The following is a 17,393-nucleotide window of genomic DNA, read 5'->3' on the forward strand; positions in this document are numbered from 1 at the left end:
GGAAATGATAAATGAAAGCGTTGTCAAATAGAGGAGGACAGAAGGATGAGGATTCATTTTAAAAATTTAACGGTTCAGGTGCTCACGGGAATTGTACTTGGTATTTTGATAGGTTTTTTATTTCCTGATTTTGGAGCGCAGCTAAAGGTGCTAGCCGATGGGTTTATTAAGTTAATTAAAATGCTGATCGCACCCATTATTTTCTTTACTGTTGTCATCGGTATTGGAAACATGGGGGATTTGAAAAAGGTAGGACGAATTGGCGGTAAAGCGCTCATTTATTTTGAAATTGTGACGACGTTCGCTTTAGCTATCGGGATCATTGTTGTCAATCTTATCAAGCCTGGTGCAGGAGTTAATATAGACGCGATAAAGGGGGGCGATGTTTCCCAGTATACGAAGCAGGCAGAAGCAACGGACCACGGGATTGTCGAGTTTTTATTAAGTATTATTCCTGATAATGTGGTTGGAGCGATGGCGAAGGGAGACCTGCTTCCGATTCTTTTCTTTGCTGTACTGTTTGGATTAGCGACAGCGGCAATGGGAGAAAAAGCAAAGCCAGTAGTAGATTTATTTGAAAGATTAGCTGATATTTTCTTCCGTATTGTTAACATGGTAATGAAGGTATCTCCTCTTGCGGCTTTTGGCGCTATGGCTTATACGATCGGTACATTTGGATTAAGCTCTTTAGTGGCCCTTGGAAAGCTAATGGGATCTGTTTATATGACAATGTTTTTATTTATCGTGCTTGTGCTGGGGGCGATTGCTAAATTTTATCGATTTAGCATTTTTAAATTTATTGCATACATTAAAGACGAAATTTTGCTTGTACTCGGAACATCTTCTTCAGAATCAGCCTTGCCAAAAATGATGGAAAAACTTGAAAAGTACGGGTGCTCTAAATCGGTTGTTGGTCTTGTGGTTCCGACAGGATATTCTTTCAACTTAGATGGGACATCGATTTATCTTTCCATGGCAGCCATGTTTATTGCACAAGCGTACGGGATTGATCTGACCATATGGCAAGAACTCACATTGTTAGGTGTGTTAATGCTGACTTCGAAAGGAGCGGCAGGAGTAACGGGTTCAGGGTTTATTACGCTGGCGGCAACGCTCACAGCATTTCCGATGATTCCAGTAGAGGGAATTGCATTGCTTCTTGGGGTGGATCGCTTTATGTCAGAAGCGCGCGCTATCACGAATCTCATCGGAAACGGGGTAGCTACAGTTGTTGTTTCGAAAATGGAAAAGGAATTTCATACTGAGGGCAATCCTGAGATGAAGCAAAAGATGACCATCGCCCAGTAATGGATGATGGAGGATGACAGAAAGAACCATGGAACATAGCCATCGCAAGAGTTTCAGCAAATGAATTCTTGGACATGCTGACTATATTGCTTTTGAAAGAGCATGGTTCAGCATGAACCAATATCTTCAGAAAAATCGGCGGCCGAAGGCAAAGAAGTAGATTTTCCTTCAGCCGTCATTACACTATATAGGCTCCATGCTCATACAAAAAAGTAAAAAAGGAAGTGTATGTTTTTTTATTCAAAATAGGTTGACAATGGCATTTATTGTTTGTATAATAAATCTCGAATTAAAAATTTATTAGATCAAAATTTATTATCTCGATTTCGAGATTTTTGATTTTTGGGAGGATGTGAGCTAGGTTGATTCAAATATATCCGGCAGATGAAAGATATCATGCCACTCATGGTTGGTTAGATACGTACTTTAGTTTTTCTTTTGCTGAGTATTTTGACCCCACTAACGTAAATTTTGGCCCCTTGCGTGTATTAAATGATGATGTGATCAAACCACTTCGTGGATTTGGTGCACATCCCCATCAGGAGATGGAGATTGTGTCGATTGTGCTTAGCGGTCAGCTGAAGCATAAAGATAGTTTAGGCAATGAAGCCATTACTACATTTGGAGGCATTCAGCGAATGTCGGCAGGAACTGGAATTGTTCATTCTGAAGTGAATCCATCAGCGACAGAGGATGTGAATTTGCTGCAGCTTTGGTTTTTGCCAGAACGTCGCGGCCTTGCTCCGTCTTATGAGAAAACCGACTTTGATATAAGCCAATTGAAAAACCAATGGCTTCCTGTTGTAGCGAAAAACCCACAATCTCCTAATGTGGCGCACATTCATCAGGATTTAACCATCTATTTGTCAGATATCGAAGCGGGAAATGGGATCATATTTGAGCAGGAGAGCGGCCGTCGCATTTTCCTGTTTGTGATTGATGGAGAATTGAAAGTTAACGAGGAAGTTAATCTATATAAACGAGATTCTGCACGAATGGCTCAAACCCCTCAATTAAAAATAGCCGCTGAGACCGATACGCGGGTAATGCTCATTGATCTGCCTTAAAAGGCGGAATGAGATTATATATTTATAAAGGAGAGAATGGATATGACAAATGTCAACTTAGCGATCATCTATTACAGTTCTACCGGAACCAATTACAAATTAGCGAAATGGGCAGAAGAAGCGGCGAAAGACGCAGGGGCAGACGTAAAGGTATTAAAAGTTCCCGAGCTTGCTCCAGCGGCAGCCATTGAATCTAACCCTGCTTGGAAGGCACATGTGGAAGCGACAAAAGATGTTCCAACGGTCACTCTAGATGACTTGGAATGGGCAGATGCGATTATTTTCAGCGCACCAACCCGATTTGGCAATGTTCCAGGACAGCTTAAACAATTTTTAGACACAACAGGGGGGCTTTGGTTCCAAGGGAAGCTTGTCAACAAAGTGGTAAGTGCTATGTCAAGCGCTCAAAACCCTCATGGTGGTCAAGAGCAAACCATTTTGCAATTGTACACAACGATGTATCATTGGGGGGCCATTGTGGCAGCGCCAGGATATACCGATCCGGCGATTTTTGCTGGCGGAGGAAATCCGTATGGTACAAGTGTAACAGTAGATCAAAACGGCAATATTGCTGAAGATGCTGAGGCGGCTGTCAAACATCAAGCAAAACGCACGGTGCAAGTCGCCCAATGGGTGAAAAAAGGTTTACAAAAATAAAAAATTCATGAGATCAGATGAAACCGACTTCTAACATCGCCACAAGGCGATAAGAAGCCGGTTTTTTGATCAAGCATATCTTTTGCTTTTTAAAAGCAAAAAAAGCGATAATGAAAACGTAAAATTTGGAAGGAGGAGAAGCAATGAATAGCTTACATGATGGAGCGATCTTACATAATGGTGTCAAAATGCCGTGGCTTGGATTTGGTGTTTGGAAAGTAAAGGATGGCGAGGAAGTAGTTCAAGCGGTGAAAACAGCGATTGAAGTAGGATACCGTCATATTGATACAGCCGCAGTCTATAAAAATGAACAAGGAGTCGGCCAGGCTATAAAGGAATCTGGCGTGCCGCGCCAAGAGCTTTTTGTTACTACAAAAGTGTGGAATTCAGATCAAGGATATGATACTACATTAAAAGCGTTTGAGGACAGTTTGCAAAAGCTTGGTCTTGATTATGTGGACCTTTATTTGGTTCATTGGCCTGTAAAAGGGAAGTATAAGGATACGTATCGTGCGCTTGAACAGCTATACAAAGATGGCCGCGTGCGCGCTATTGGAGTATGTAATTTTCAGATTCATCATTTAGAAGATTTGCTTGCGGATTGTCAAATTAAGCCAATGGTAAACCAAGTGGAGTATCATCCGCGCCTTACTCAAGAAGAGCTTCGATCCTTCTGCAAACAGCATGGAATTCAGTTGGAGGCTTGGTCGCCGCTTATGCAAGGGGAATTGCTTCATGATTCCACTTTAATTGAAATCGGAAAGAAATATGGAAAATCACCGGCACAAGTGATTCTTCGCTGGGATTTGCAAAACGAAGTGGTGACTATTCCAAAATCAGTCACTCCACATCGTATTAAAGAAAATGCAAACATTTTTGATTTTGAATTAACGGCAGAGGACATGGAGAAAATTAATTCCCTCAATAAAAATGAGCGGATCGGCCCAGATCCAGATAATTTTAATTTTTAACATATTCACCAAGAAGTTTTGCGCCTTATAAAGCGGAGTTGGGAGAGATTTATGCATCCTTTCATCTCTAAGACGTCCTACTGTGAGAAAAAAAGATTGATTTCTGTAAAAAGATGTCATGAGTGAAGGTTTTCAGGTTGTAGTCAAAGTGAACATGGATTTTGGCTACAACCATTTTTATAGCCTCCATTTGTAGCGAGGCTTCCACATCAAGCGGGCTTGAAAACACAAATAAAGAAACGCGGCTGGGAGGTACAAATCGCACGAAAGAAGCTCATAAGCGGAAGGGCGATCGCCATTGATGGAAGAGAAAAGTATTTATCGTCAATTGAAAGGCTTCATGATGGAAGCCTTTTTAATTTTATAGGGGGGAGAAGCTTCTTGTTATGAAACCCAACGATGAAATAGAACAAGTGCTACTATATACATGACTTCGACATTGGCTCCATTTGCGAATAATCGAGGTCCAATAAAATGAAAAGGTCGAAAGGTTCACTCAGTTTGATATGGCGAAAACACGGCTGAAGAGGAGAAGAGAATAAGCTATGAACATGATAAAAGAGATGAAGCGAATCATCTTGAAAAAGCGGATAAGAATAAAAAGGAATTTGTATATGCATTCATTTTTTCCATACTAAAGGGTAAAGAGGACTTTGTTTGACGAAAAAATGCGAGGTACAGTAAAATATTAAATAGTATAACATGTTTTTCATGATGTTATGCGACCATTAACGGAGGGTTTATGAATGTTTTTTCATCCGATGGATTTTTTAATTATGATTGCATTTGGCATTTCTCTGTGGGCGCAATTTAAAGTTTCGGGAAACTTTGAAAGATGGTCAAGAGTATTAGCTTCTTCCGGATTAACGGGAGCGGAAGTGGCCAGAATGATTTTAGACCGCAATGGTCTTTATCATGTGCCTGTTGAGCCAGTTCGAGGAAGATTAACGGACCATTATGATCCGATTTCCCGTGCTGTTCGCCTATCAGAACCAGTATATTACGGACGTTCCATCGCCGCCGTTTCTGTGGCAGCGCATGAGGTCGGCCATGCTATCCAGCATAAGCAATCATATGGAGCGCTAGTGCTTCGCCACCGCATGTTCCCGATTGTTAATTTCACATCTGGAGCCGCTCCGTTCTTATTAATAGCGGGATTTCTTTTTAAGCAACTTTCCCTTATTGGGCTAGGCATTATTTTCTTTTCCTTTGCTGTAGCGTTTCAGCTAATCACGCTGCCCGTTGAATTTAATGCAAGCTCAAGAGCGAAGAAATTTATGCTTGCTGAAGGAATTATTCAGCGTGAAGAGGAGCGTGGAGTGAACAAGGTGCTGGGGGCAGCCGCTTTGACTTATGTGGCAGCTGCGCTTATTTCGGTGCTTGAGCTGTTGAAATATATACTTATCTTTACCCAAAGCAATAACGATGAAGATTAACATACAATTCGCTTTGTAGGAGGTGTAATCCGCACACGGTCAACGTGTGCGGAAACTAATTGGACATATTTAATTTAGTGATAGTAGCTTTATTAATTGCGATTACAGGCTTTTTCGTTGCCTCGGAATTCGCTATCGTCAAGGTGCGGACATCAAGAATCGATCAATTGATTAGCGAAGGAAATAAACGTGCGATTGCCGCGAAAAATGTTATTTCAAATTTGGATGAGTATTTATCAGCTAACCAGCTTGGGATTACGATTACATCGTTAGGATTAGGTTGGCTAGGGGAGCCGACTGTTGAGCGAATGCTCCTGCCGGTGTTTGAAGGATTGGATTTATCGGAATCTCTCTCGCATGTTTTGTCTTTTATTATTGCCTTTGCTAGCATTACGTTTTTGCATGTGGTTGTTGGTGAACTGGCGCCGAAGACATTCGCAATTCAAAAAGCTGAAGCTATTACATTATTTACAGCAAAGCCGCTTATTTTGTTTTATAAGCTCATGTATCCATTTATTTGGACACTGAATACATCTGCACGCCTTGTAACCAATTTGTTTGGCTTGAAGCCTGCGTCAGAGCATGAGCTTGCGCATTCTGAAGAGGAATTGCGGCTTATTTTATCAGAGAGCTATAAAAGCGGGGAAATTAACCAGTCGGAATATAAATACGTGAATAACATTTTCCGTTTTGATGACCGGGTGGCAAAGGAGATCATGGTACCGCGCAAAGAGATTGTAGCTCTTGATATCAATCATTCGATTCAAGAAAATCTAGAGATCATTAAAGAAGAAAAGTATACACGTTATCCGGTGATTGATGGAGATAAAGATCACGTTCTCGGTTTAATTAATGTAAAGGAAGTATTTACAGATCTCGTCGCTAATCGCTCACAAACGAAGGAGCTAAAGGATTATATTCGTCCAATCATTCAAGTGATTGAATCGATTGCCATTCATGATTTGCTTGTAAAAATGCAAAAAGAACGTATTCACATGGCGATTTTAGTGGACGAATATGGCGGAACGTCAGGACTTGTTACGGTTGAAGATATCTTGGAGGAAATTGTTGGTGAAATTCAAGATGAGTTTGACGTTGATGAGCTTCCGTTAATCCAAAAAATTGATGATCTGCATACAGTGGTTGATGGAAAAGTGTTGATTAGCGAGGTCAATGATTTATTTGGTCTGTCAATTGATGATAGTGACGTTGATACGATCGGCGGCTGGATTTTAACAGAACACTATGATATCAAAGAAGGCGACAGCATCGAGGTGGATCATTACTTGTTGAAGGTGCTGGAGATGGATGGTCATCATGTAAAAACGATTGAAGTCACGAGAAAGGAAGCTCAAGAGGAAGATCATTCGCTACATGGTGATGGAGAGGCCCAATTTCATTATTGATAGCAAAGTGTACAAAGCTAAGCTGTAGACAAAGTCCATTTGGACTTTGTCTACAGCTATTTTCATCCTCATCTATGGATGGCGATTGAAAAACGCTTGCAGACGATCAATGCAGCCGAGCGAGACTAATGGTGCATGATAAAAGCGTCTGCAAGGCAAGCTTTATGACCAGAGGGTATTAGGCAGCCATTTATCATTGCAAGGAGCTACGCAGCGAATGAATTCATTGGTAAAAGGGTGCGGGAAATCGAGCTTGAATGCATGAAGCGCCTGTCTTGACAATGGTTGGGCGCTTCCCCCATATAAACGATCGCCGACTAAAGGATGACCAATATAGCTCATATGCACGCGGATTTGATGTGTGCGTCCTGTCTCTAACGTAAGTTCGACCAATGAAGTTTGCTTTTTAAAGTCCGTATCGAGAACCCGATAATGGGTTACAGCGGCCAGGCCGGTTTTTGATACCCTTCGCCTTGTCGGATGATGGCGATCCCGTCCGATTGGTGCGTCAATGCTTCCGCTTTTCTCCTTTAAAATTCCATGAACAAGAGCTACATAGGTTCGTTTGATTTGCCGCTGTTCCAGCATACGGTCCAATATGGCACCTGCCAAAGCGTGTTTAGCAAATAAAATAGCTCCTGATGTATCCCGATCCAAGCGATGGATATGCCGAACCTTTGTAAAAATCCCCTTTGTTTGAAAATAGGCTGCTACAATGTTGGATAATGTGTTTGTTTGATTGGGAGAGGTTGGATGGACCTCCATTCCAGCAGCCTTATTTACGACGATAAGATGCTCGTCTTCCCACAAAATATCAAGCTCCTGATAGTTTGGTAAAATGTCGGACGTCTCAGGTTTATACACCCATATCTGGAATCGGTCGTTTTTTTGCAGGCGGGTTTGCCAAGACACTGTTTCTCCGTTTACTCTCACTCCTTTTTCCATTCGGAGTTGATGAAGCCATTTTTTTGGTGAATTCCACATGGTCCTTAATAAAGATTCGATCGTTTGTCCGTGCCAGTCGGACGGTACAGTAAATTCTAGCCATTCTCCTTTGCGAATTGTTAGCACATTTTTCACCTTCATTTTCTATCATTTATAAACTGAATAAGTAGTGCAGAGAGATAGCCAACAGCGTGCGCCCCGTTTTGGCCTATTACGCTCTAAATTCAACAAGAGTTAGGCGATTGGGACAAACCATATAGCTTTTAGAACATTCCTTATTTGGTCGCCTGACCGTCAAAAACGGATCGTCCTCCCAAGGGATCGAGTTATATCGATCATTTTTACATGTAACGTCCACTACCGCTAATAGAGTCATGAAACAATAGCAGTAAGAAACCGATGGGAGATTCTTGCATTGTGGAAATAATTTCTTTCACTATTGATTCAGCATGTATGATACACTCATAGTATCGTTGAACGATCTGAACATGCAAGAGTAGAATGTGGTAGAAAAAGGTGGTATGTAGCATTGAAGGTAGTGAATGCAGCGACAAAAGAGCATGAGGAACATATCGGCGATTTAATTCATTGTTTTTATAGCGAAGTATTTCCGTGTTATTTTGACGATGAGCAGATTCAAAAATTTGAACAGTTGCAAATTCTCTCTATGGAAGGTTTGCGATATAACGGCACGATGAAAGAAGCATTCCAATTGATTTCGGCCTTGCAATCGCTCCTTACAGTCATTGAGTGCATTGAACATCATGGTATCCAAGAAGGATATCATCATTTATTTGAACGGAATGTTCAGTTGCTTGAGAAGTTTGGAATATCCTTTCCGTTTACTATTGACCAGTTCCGGAAAAAACGCCGCCGTATTTTTAGCATGTATTCGCGGCCGCAAAATGATTGGGTCATGTAAAAAGGACTCTTGCTGATGAGAGCCCTTTTTACTTAATCGATTCGAACCAATCGCGAAAAACGTTTTCCTCACGGTATCCGTCAATTCGCTTTACTTCTTTGCCATTTTCAAAGTGGACAATGGTCGGTGTCCCATCGATATGATACGTATCCCAGCCGTCTTCAAACTCAAGCAAATTGAACAATTTCAAGTCAATGCCCATTTTTTTGGCAAGTGGAACGACGATCGGTGTTGTTTTTTCGCAGTGTGGGCAAGTAGGACTATAGAAATATACTGTCACCGTTTCATGATTATCGAGCTTTTTAGCAAGCTCATCTGGTAGGATGAGGTTTTTGTAGTTTGGATCATCCAGCTGTTCAATGGTGGCGGGATCTAACTTTTCTTTTTTATAAGGATTGTCTTTTGCTTTTTCAGTTTGCTGATAAGACGTGATCCAAGAGATTGCTAAGAATAAAGCGAGGATAACGGTCCCGAAAATCAAGATTTTTTTCAATTGAAATTCCCTTCCTTCACTGTTCGGATGATGAACGTGCTTAGTAGACTAATGATGGAGAACGCTGTGAGCGCTAAAAATGGAATGGTGATAAAGCCTAACCAATTAATGTATTGGCCTGTGCATGGAACGCGGCCGCAAGTAATCGCATGCTCTTGGAGTAGAGGCACTTTTTGGATTAAGTAATGGTAAAGTGAAATCGTGCCGCCGATCACAGACAGCGCCAAGCTATATCGTGCCATGCTATATTCCTTGCGAATAGCTGCTAGTCCTAAAAGAATGACCTGCGGATACATAAAAATGCGCTGAAACCAGCAAAGATCACACGGTATGAATTTCATCACTTCCGAAAAATAAAGACTTCCTAATGTGGCGATTAGAGCAGTTCCCCATGCACCCAGCAATAAATTTTCTACCATTTTTTCTTTTCGATTCATATCATGCTCCCTACTATCTTTTTTAATTGCTGCACGATGTGTGTGATGTCTATTACGGTTTGCCGTCTATGGCAGGCTTGAATCTTCCAATGATGGATTATCCATATAAACAGAAAGGCAGAAGAAGCGGACGACCGGAAGCAAGCGTGTGGACTTGCTTTCATCAGGGGCATATAACGCCATTGTTTGGCCGCCCGATCGTCGAAAATGAGCATGGCAAGCTGCATTCCATATACACGTGTGGCCGTGCACGCGATGGAATCTACCGTTATGTATTTTGAATAGTTTCATTATAGCGGAGGATAGGGAAAATGTAAAATTAGTAGGCACAGGTAGGATCTTGTAGTAAAATACATATATATGAAATCGTTTTCATATAGACGTAGATGGGAGTGATGAAAATGGAGAAGAAGTGGTGGAAAGAGGCGGTTGTGTATCAAATTTATCCGCGCAGCTTTAAGGATGCTGACGGTGACGGAATTGGCGATCTTCGCGGGATTATTTCTAAGCTTGATTATTTAAAAGAACTCGGAATTGACGTGGTTTGGCTATCTCCTGTATATCAATCGCCTAATGATGATAATGGATATGATATTAGCGATTACCGAAATATTATGGATGAATTCGGAACGATGGAAGATTGGGAAGAAATGGTGTCAGAAATGCATAAGCGCGGTATTAAATTGGTGATGGATTTAGTGGTCAATCACACATCGGATGAACATCCATGGTTTATCGAATCGCGGAAATCAAAGGATAATGCCTATCGAGACTATTATATTTGGCGCCCGGGAAAGGAAGGGAAGGAACCAAACAATTGGGAGTCGTTTTTTAGCGGTTCGGCATGGGAGTATGATGAAGCAACTGGAGAGTATTATTTGCATTTGTTTTCAAAAAAGCAGCCAGATTTGAATTGGGAAAATCCAAATGTCCGGAAAGAAATTTATGAAATGATGCGGTTTTGGCTTGACAAAGGGGTCGATGGCTTTCGAATGGATGTTATCAATATGATTTCGAAAGTGCCCGAACTGCCGGATGGAGAGGCATACGATGGGAAAAAATATGCATCAGGCAGCCGATATTTTATGAATGGACCGCGTGTGCATGAATTTTTGCAGGAAATGAATCGGGAGGTGTTATCCCATTACGATATTATGACGGTCGGCGAAACACCAGGTGTGACTCCAAAAGAAGGAATTTTATATACCGATCCGGCTCGATGCGAGCTAAATATGGTATTTCAATTTGAGCATGTTGATTTAGATTCTGGACCTGGAGGAAAATGGGATATTCGGCCGTGGAAGTTGGCTGATTTGAAAAAAACAATGACAAAATGGCAGAAAGAGTTAGAAGGAAAAGGATGGAATAGCCTTTATTTAAATAACCACGATCAGCCCCGCGCCGTATCTCGTTTTGGAGATGATAAGCAATATCGCGTGGAGTCTGCCAAAATGCTGGCGACCTTTCTTCATATGATGCAGGGAACGCCGTATATTTATCAAGGGGAAGAACTTGGAATGACCAATGTCCGTTTTTCATCGATCGAAGACTACCGCGATATTGAAACACTTAATATGTATAAAGAATATGTTGAAAAGTACGGTGAGAACCCGCAAGCCGTGCTTGAAAAAATTTATTATAAAGGGCGTGACAATGCACGAACGCCGATGCAATGGGATGATAGCAAACACGCCGGTTTTACCGATGGAACGCCTTGGATTCAGGTCAATCCAAATTATAAAGAAATCAATGCAAAAGCGGCACTTCAAGATCCGGATTCGGTTTTTCATTATTACAAAAAACTGATACAGCTCCGCAAGCAGCATCCTGTTATTGTATATGGAACGTACCATTTAATTTTAGAAGACCATCCATTGATTTATGCTTATACGCGAACCCTTGAAAACGAAAAATTGGTGGTGATCACGAACTTTTCGAACGAGACCCCTGTTTTTCGCTTGCCTGAGGATATTGTATATACTGCAAAAGAGCTGCTTATTCACAATTATCCTGTCGTGGAAAGCGAAGAGCTTCATGAAATTCGCTTGCGTCCATGGGAAGCACGCGTTTATAAAATACAATAAAAGAAAAACGGGCGGCCTGATGTACAGCGCCCGTTTTTATTTTGACGATGACGAGATAAAAATATGCAAACATTAAAAATGTTGATGATCCATTATTAACATGCGAAATGGCTAAGCACAACCCTTTCTGGCTTTTCCCTAAACAAGAACGCCAGCGGCAAATTCATTTGTTGGCAAAGCATTCGTTGTTCAAGAACGATATCCTATAATCATGCTTAGTTCGCGACAAAAAACCGAGGGATTCAGTTTTTTCATTGGTGTTTATTGGATCATGAGCATACGTGTGCAAACATTATTTTCTATCTATATATCCGAACAAAGTGGTGACAATAATCGATGAAAGGAGAGGATGACATTGAATAACAACACTGTTGAAGGCATTATGACAAAAAATGTAGCGACAGTTTCTCCGAATCAAACGGTTCAAGAAGCCGCCGAGCTTATGAGCCAGAAAAATGTTGGCGCTCTTCCGGTTGTAGAAAACGGTCAAGTAAGAGGAATCATTACAGACCGTGATATTACATTGCGTACAACGGCAGATGGAAAAGGCGCTTCCATTCCGGTGTCCCAAGTAATGTCAACGAACCTTGTGACAGGAACGCCAAATATGAGCGTGGGAGAAGCCGCAAATGTGATGGCTCAGCATCAAATTCGCCGTTTGCCGATTGTTGAAAACAACCAGCTTCGCGGGATTGTGGCTCTAGGGGATATTGCTACTAATCAGCAGTATGACAATGCTGCAGAACAAGCCCTTACCAATATTTCTGAGCCTTCCCAGCCACAAGAATAACAAAAAGGATGCCTCTAATCAAGGGGCATCCTTTTTGTGCTAAATAAACATTTGCTTTTTTTTAGAACAGGAATATCGTATGATGGTGACGAATACAAAAGTAAGGGAATTTTGCAGGGAGGGATATGGCAATGAACTGGAAAAGCAAGTATGAGCAATGGATGACTTATGAGCATTTAGAAAAAGAGATAAAGCAGGAACTTCAGCAAAAAAGCAGGGATGAGAAATGGCTGGAGGATTGCTTTTATAAAAATTTGGAATTTGGCACGGGCGGGATGCGCGGAGAAATTGGCCCAGGGGTTAACCGTATGAACATATATACAGTTCGTAAAGCATCTGAAGGGTTAGCAGGATACATAGAGTCGTTCGGAGAAGAAGCGAAAAAAAGAGGGGTTGTTATCGCTTACGATTCTCGGCATAAATCGCCAGAATTTGCGATGCAAGCGGCGCGAACTTTGGCTACACATGGAATTCAAACATACGTATTCAATGAGCTCCGTCCGACACCAGAGCTTTCATTTGCCGTGCGCTATTTAAAGGCATTTTCAGGCATTGTGATTACTGCAAGCCATAACCCGCCAGAATACAATGGGTATAAGGTATATGGCCCTGATGGTGGACAGCTTCCGCCCGATGCCGCTGATCAAGTGATTCATTATGTGAGTAAAGTGGAAAATGAATTAGCTCTCCATGTGGAAGAAGAAGCAGTATTAAAAGAAAAAGGACTTATTCAAATCATTGGAGAAGAGATCGATCAAGCCTATATCGATCAGATAAAGACAATTTCCCTTAATCCAGAGCTTCCTAAAGAAATTGATGTGAAAGTGGTCTTTACGCCGCTTCACGGCACAGCTAATAAGCCGTTGCGCCGCGCTCTTGAAGCGTTTGGTTATAAGCACGTTGCTGTGGTAAAAGAGCAGGAGCTTCCCGATCCGAATTTTTCAACTGTTTCTTCTCCAAACCCAGAGGAGCATGCAGCATTTGAACGGGCCATTCAACTCGGGAAAGAGATGGAAGCAGATTTGCTCATCGCTACAGACCCAGATGCGGATCGGCTTGGGATTGCCGTAAAAAACGAAACGGGTGAATATGTTGTATTAACAGGAAATCAAACAGGCGGTTTACTGCTTCATTATATTTTGTCGCAAAAAAAGAAAAAAGGAATCCTTCCTGAAAACGGAGTCGCTTTAAAAACGATTGTGACATCGGAATTTGGCCGCGATATTGCTGCATCATTTGGAATCGAAACAGTCGATACGTTAACAGGCTTTAAATTTATTGGGGAAAAAATTAAAGAGTATGAACAGACAAAGCAATATGTTTTTCTGTTTGGCTATGAGGAAAGCTACGGTTACTTAATTGGCGATTTCGCGCGCGATAAAGACGCGATTCAAGCAGCTGCATTGGCAGTTGAAGTATGCGCCTTCTATAAAAAGCAAGGGCTGTCTTTATATGATGCTTTAATGCAGTTATTTGAGCAGTATGGATATTATCGCGAAGGATTGGAATCGCTCACATTGAAAGGAAAAGAAGGGGCGGAGCAAATTCAAGCTCTGTTGGCTTCTTTCCGACAGCATCAGCCAACGGAGGTCGCTGGAAAGAAAATTGTGATGATCGAAGACTATGAAGCCCGTGAGCGCGTAGAAACAGCAACCGGAGAGGTCACGGCCATTACGCTGCCTAAATCTAATGTGTTAAAATACTATCTGGAGGATGGATCTTGGTTTTGCTTGCGCCCGTCAGGAACTGAGCCAAAAGCCAAAGTTTATTTTGGAGTGAAAGGCCGTTCGATGGATGATAGTGAACAGCGTTTACACGAATTGTCTGAAGCTGTTATGAAACAGGTGCATGCTTATTTAAATGAATCCGCTAACCGCTAAGCATGAAGTCTCGTATGTTTAAAAAAAGGATATAGCAGCAGAAAGGATGTTGACCGTGTTAAAAGATCAAGTAGCGATTGTCACAGGTGCTTCACGCGGAATCGGAAAGGAAATTGCTTTTCAACTGGCTCAGCATGGGGCAAAACTGGCGCTCGTTGGAAGCTCAGAGACGATTCATCAGACAGGAAAGGAACTGAAGGAGCAGGGAGCGCCATTTGTGGAAACATTTCAAGCTGATGTAGCAAATGAACAGCAAATGAGTGAATTGGTTGCCCAAACGCTGAAGCAGTTTGGACAAATTGATATCCTAGTTAATAACGCAGGAATCGGATTTTTTAAGCCAATAGAGGAAACAACGCTCGAAGAATGGAAAAAGATTTTTGAAGTCAATGTCCAAGGCGTATTTATTGGAACAAAAGCGGTCCTTCCTCATATGAAAGAGCGGAGAACAGGAACGATTATTACTATTTCTTCGGATGTGGGGCGCTATACGATCCCTAATGGAGCGGCTTATACGGCGACAAAATATGCGGTACAAGGTTTTTCTGGTTCGCTTGCACAGGAAGCGAGAGAATATGGCATTCGCGTTGGTACGATCAACCCGGGAATGGTGGATACATATTTTGCGAATTCGGTGCAAGGAGCACCGGAAAAGCAAAAATGGCTACAGGCGCGTGATGTGGCCAATGCCGTGATTTACATGGCTAGCGCTCCTAAGCATATGCTTATTGATGAGATTGTGCTTCATCCGTTTATACAGACATATCCAGTTGTTTAGCGGGTAAGGAAAGGACCATCCCTATTGCGGCATGCTTTCAGATTGTAGACAAAGTCAATTTTGACTTTGTCTACAATCATTTTAAGCCTCTATTGAGTTCTTTTTCTTCCATCTCAGACTGTCTTGAAAGCGTTTGTCCAACAGTCTGTGCCAATGCCTATTTCGGCATTGTCTTTTTTTATAGCAGCTGGAATCGCATCTTTTAGCATGGGGATTTTAATGATAAATATTATTTTTGTTTTCAACGATTAAACCAAAACAATGAGCTATTTCACACGTTTGCATCGAAGGCAGCATGGTTCAAGCTTGGTCACACGAATATATGAACGAAGGCAAGCTCATTTTCCACCAGTCATTGATCGTTCGTTGCGTGGATTCACTTTTGGCGAATGATTATCAGGAGATTCATAAGAGGAAGCTTGAATCCTGACAGAAAGGAGGAAGAAAATGGTAAAAGAGATGAAGCGTGTTCAAGCATTGCAGACGATGAAAACGATCGCTGAAACATTAAATGAGGCCAATGATTTACAAGAAATGCTGCCGACGGTGTTAAGACAACTAATCGATGTTACAGGACTGGAATGCGGATGGATTTTTTGGGTTGAAGAAGATGGAACCTATACTTTAATGGCTGATTATGAATTGCCGCCTGCTTTAATGAGAGAAAATAAAAAACCGATGTGTGAAGGGATATGCTGGTGTTTAGAACGTTATCAGGATGGCAGACTGAAAAACGCCGTCAATATTATCGAGTGCAAACGGCTAAAAGAAGCGATAGTAAAAAATCGAGGAGAAACAAACGGAATTACTCATCATGCGACCGTTCCTTTGCGTGCCGGAGACGAGCAGTTTGGGATTTTAAATGTTGCTTCTCCTCATAAACAGCGTTTTTCCAAAGAGGAACTAGCTCTTTTAGAGTCAGTTGCTTATCAGATCGGAACGGCTATTAAACGTATAAAGCTTGTGGAAAATGAACAAAAGCTTGCCTTGCTTGCGGAGCGAAATCGACTGGCGCGCGATTTGCATGACTCGGTCAGCCAATTGCTGTTCTCATTGCTGCTGACAGCGAGCGGTGCCAAGGAAATAGCGACAGAAGAAAACATAAAAGAAGCGCTAGAGCATATGCAAACATTAGCACAAGAGGCACTTCATGAAATGCGAGCCTTAATTTGGCAGCTTCGTCCCCAAGGTTTAGAAAATGGTGTTGCCAGCGCATTGATGAACTATAGCAAAATGCTTGGATTAAATGTAAAGCTTGATATTGAAGGAGTGCTTGATTTACCCAATGAAATCGAACAATGCTTATGGCGGGTCGGACAAGAAGCGTTAAATAACTGTAAAAAGCATGCTGGTGTTTCCGAAGTGGAGATCATGCTGTCCGTGCAAAACGAACGCGTGGCTGTAAAAATTAGCGATAAAGGGTGCGGATTTCATTATACAGGAGCAGAAACGTTATCGCTGGGATTGAAGAGCATGAAAGAACGGGTAGAAGCAGTAAACGGCGTTTTTAGTATGAAAAGCTCCATTGGAAAGGGAACAGCAATTGAATTATCGATCCCACTAAAGAAGGAGGGGAAATTGTGAGTATAAAAGTGTTAATTGTCGATGATCATCATATCGTACGAAGAGGGTTAGTGTTTTTTTTAAAAACTCAAAAAGACATTGAGGTTGTTGGAGAGGCGGCAAATGGCGCGGAAGCCGTTCAACTTGTTATGGAGCATCAGCCAGATCTTGTTATCATGGATCTTGTTATGCCGGTCATGGATGGAATTGAAGCGACGAAGAAAATGAAGGAACGATCTCCAAAGACGAAGATTCTCATTTTAACAAGCTTTGCTGATCAAGACCATGTGATTCCAGCTATTCGTGCTGGCGCATCTGGTTATCAATTAAAGGATATTGAGCCTGATCATCTCGTTGCTGTTATCCGTTCTATACATAGAGGAGAAAGCGAACTCCACACTAAAGTGATTCCGCATGTTATGAATCATTTGCATTATCAAGAGCCAGCAAATAAGATGGAGGAACTGACGAAGCGCGAAAAAGAAGTATTGGCTGAAATTGCGAAAGGAAAAAGTAATAAAGAAATTGCCGCCTCTTTAATGATTACAGAAAAAACAGTCAAGACACATGTATCAAATATTTTGGCAAAACTAGGACTTGCTGATCGCACGCAAGCCGCTTTGTACGCTGTCAAACATCTCGGACTTTAGTTGTAG

The 17,393-nt window shown here is 41.7% G+C and carries 16 protein-coding genes; 13 read left to right on the plus strand and 3 right to left on the minus strand.

Features of this window, described 5'->3' with window-relative positions:
- Positions 1-45 precede the first annotated feature (45 nt).
- The 6 genes from GRQ40_RS03290 to GRQ40_RS03315 all read left to right on the plus strand — a co-directional run bounded on the left by GRQ40_RS03290 (position 46) and on the right by GRQ40_RS03315 (position 6,845).
- Complete coding sequence (locus GRQ40_RS03290; protein ID WP_159719361.1) at positions 46-1,308, plus strand: dicarboxylate/amino acid:cation symporter; 1,263 nt, start codon at positions 46-48, stop codon at positions 1,306-1,308.
- Positions 1,309-1,670: 362 nt separating this feature from the next.
- Complete coding sequence (locus GRQ40_RS03295; protein WP_159719362.1) at positions 1,671-2,375, plus strand: pirin family protein; 705 nt, start codon at positions 1,671-1,673, stop codon at positions 2,373-2,375.
- Between the two features lie 42 nt (positions 2,376-2,417).
- Positions 2,418-3,032 carry an NAD(P)H:quinone oxidoreductase gene (wrbA, locus tag GRQ40_RS03300; protein ID WP_159719363.1) on the plus strand — a complete coding sequence of 205 codons (615 nt, stop codon included), beginning with the start codon at positions 2,418-2,420 and terminating at the stop codon, positions 3,030-3,032.
- Positions 3,033-3,175: 143 nt separating this feature from the next.
- Positions 3,176-4,003, plus strand: coding sequence for an aldo/keto reductase (locus GRQ40_RS03305; RefSeq protein WP_080860432.1), 828 nt, complete (start codon positions 3,176-3,178; stop codon positions 4,001-4,003).
- A 746-nt stretch (positions 4,004-4,749) separates the two neighbouring features.
- Positions 4,750-5,439, plus strand: coding sequence for a zinc metallopeptidase (locus tag GRQ40_RS03310; RefSeq protein ID WP_159719364.1), 690 nt, complete (start codon positions 4,750-4,752; stop codon positions 5,437-5,439).
- Between the two features lie 59 nt (positions 5,440-5,498).
- Positions 5,499-6,845, plus strand: coding sequence for a hemolysin family protein (locus GRQ40_RS03315; RefSeq protein ID WP_044745565.1), 1,347 nt, complete (start codon positions 5,499-5,501; stop codon positions 6,843-6,845).
- Positions 6,846-7,007: 162 nt separating this feature from the next.
- Here GRQ40_RS03315 and GRQ40_RS03320 read toward each other — a convergent pair whose 3' ends face one another.
- The gene (locus GRQ40_RS03320) at positions 7,008-7,931 is read right to left on the minus strand and encodes an RluA family pseudouridine synthase (protein WP_159719365.1); all 924 of its coding nucleotides are present in this window, start codon (positions 7,929-7,931) and stop codon (positions 7,008-7,010) included.
- 397 nt (positions 7,932-8,328) lie between these two features.
- On the opposite strand from GRQ40_RS03320, the gene GRQ40_RS03325 reads away from it, so the two are divergent.
- Entirely contained in the window at positions 8,329-8,712 is a 384-nt protein-coding gene (locus GRQ40_RS03325) for a DUF5365 family protein (RefSeq protein ID WP_311975544.1), read from the plus strand.
- A gap of 28 nt (positions 8,713-8,740) precedes the next feature.
- Here the strand turns inward: GRQ40_RS03325 and GRQ40_RS03330 are convergent, their stop codons facing one another.
- Positions 8,741-9,205, minus strand: a complete 465-nt coding sequence (locus GRQ40_RS03330; RefSeq protein WP_066147924.1) for a thioredoxin family protein — start codon at positions 9,203-9,205, stop codon at positions 8,741-8,743.
- Positions 9,202-9,642, minus strand: a complete 441-nt coding sequence (locus tag GRQ40_RS03335) for a disulfide formation protein C (RefSeq protein ID WP_159719366.1) — start codon at positions 9,640-9,642, stop codon at positions 9,202-9,204. Before GRQ40_RS03335 ends, GRQ40_RS03330 begins: the two co-directional genes overlap by 4 nt.
- A gap of 401 nt (positions 9,643-10,043) precedes the next feature.
- Between GRQ40_RS03335 and GRQ40_RS03345 the strand changes: the two genes are divergently transcribed.
- The 6 genes from GRQ40_RS03345 to GRQ40_RS03370 all read left to right on the plus strand — a co-directional run bounded on the left by GRQ40_RS03345 (position 10,044) and on the right by GRQ40_RS03370 (position 17,387).
- On the plus strand, positions 10,044-11,726 hold the full coding sequence (locus GRQ40_RS03345; protein ID WP_159719368.1) for a glycoside hydrolase family 13 protein: 1,683 nt from the start codon (positions 10,044-10,046) through the stop codon (positions 11,724-11,726).
- Between the two features lie 349 nt (positions 11,727-12,075).
- On the plus strand, positions 12,076-12,516 hold the full coding sequence (locus GRQ40_RS03350; protein WP_044745572.1) for a CBS domain-containing protein: 441 nt from the start codon (positions 12,076-12,078) through the stop codon (positions 12,514-12,516).
- A 131-nt stretch (positions 12,517-12,647) separates the two neighbouring features.
- Entirely contained in the window at positions 12,648-14,396 is a 1,749-nt protein-coding gene (locus GRQ40_RS03355) for a phospho-sugar mutase (protein WP_159719369.1), read from the plus strand.
- 55 nt (positions 14,397-14,451) lie between these two features.
- On the plus strand, positions 14,452-15,174 hold the full coding sequence (locus GRQ40_RS03360; RefSeq protein WP_066147937.1) for an SDR family oxidoreductase: 723 nt from the start codon (positions 14,452-14,454) through the stop codon (positions 15,172-15,174).
- A gap of 447 nt (positions 15,175-15,621) precedes the next feature.
- A complete protein-coding gene (locus GRQ40_RS03365) occupies positions 15,622-16,758 on the plus strand; it encodes a GAF domain-containing sensor histidine kinase (protein WP_159719370.1) in 1,137 nt (378 codons plus the stop codon).
- Positions 16,755-17,387 carry a response regulator gene (locus GRQ40_RS03370; RefSeq protein WP_159719371.1) on the plus strand — a complete coding sequence of 211 codons (633 nt, stop codon included), beginning with the start codon at positions 16,755-16,757 and terminating at the stop codon, positions 17,385-17,387. The genes GRQ40_RS03365 and GRQ40_RS03370 overlap by 4 nt, the downstream gene beginning before the upstream one ends.
- Positions 17,388-17,393 lie beyond the last annotated feature (6 nt).

It is taken from the genome of Anoxybacillus sp. PDR2 (genome assembly GCF_009834045.1).
GTDB classification, from domain to species: Bacteria; Bacillota; Bacilli; order Bacillales; family Anoxybacillaceae; genus Anoxybacteroides; species Anoxybacteroides rupiense.

Coding starts and splice junctions, on each gene's coding strand:
- GRQ40_RS03290 (WP_159719361.1), top strand. CDS start 46: ATGAGGATTCATTTTAAAAATTTAACGGTTCAGGTGCTCACGGGAATT.
- wrbA (WP_159719363.1), top strand. CDS start 2,418: ATGACAAATGTCAACTTAGCGATCATCTATTACAGTTCTACCGGAACC.
- GRQ40_RS03305 (WP_080860432.1), top strand. CDS start 3,176: ATGAATAGCTTACATGATGGAGCGATCTTACATAATGGTGTCAAAATG.
- GRQ40_RS03310 (WP_159719364.1), top strand. CDS start 4,750: ATGTTTTTTCATCCGATGGATTTTTTAATTATGATTGCATTTGGCATT.
- GRQ40_RS03320 (WP_159719365.1), bottom strand. CDS start 7,931: ATGAAGGTGAAAAATGTGCTAACAATTCGCAAAGGAGAATGGCTAGAA.
- GRQ40_RS03335 (WP_159719366.1), bottom strand. CDS start 9,642: ATGAATCGAAAAGAAAAAATGGTAGAAAATTTATTGCTGGGTGCATGG.
- GRQ40_RS03345 (WP_159719368.1), top strand. CDS start 10,044: ATGGAGAAGAAGTGGTGGAAAGAGGCGGTTGTGTATCAAATTTATCCG.
- GRQ40_RS03350 (WP_044745572.1), top strand. CDS start 12,076: ATGACATTGAATAACAACACTGTTGAAGGCATTATGACAAAAAATGTA.
- GRQ40_RS03355 (WP_159719369.1), top strand. CDS start 12,648: ATGAACTGGAAAAGCAAGTATGAGCAATGGATGACTTATGAGCATTTA.
- GRQ40_RS03365 (WP_159719370.1), top strand. CDS start 15,622: ATGGTAAAAGAGATGAAGCGTGTTCAAGCATTGCAGACGATGAAAACG.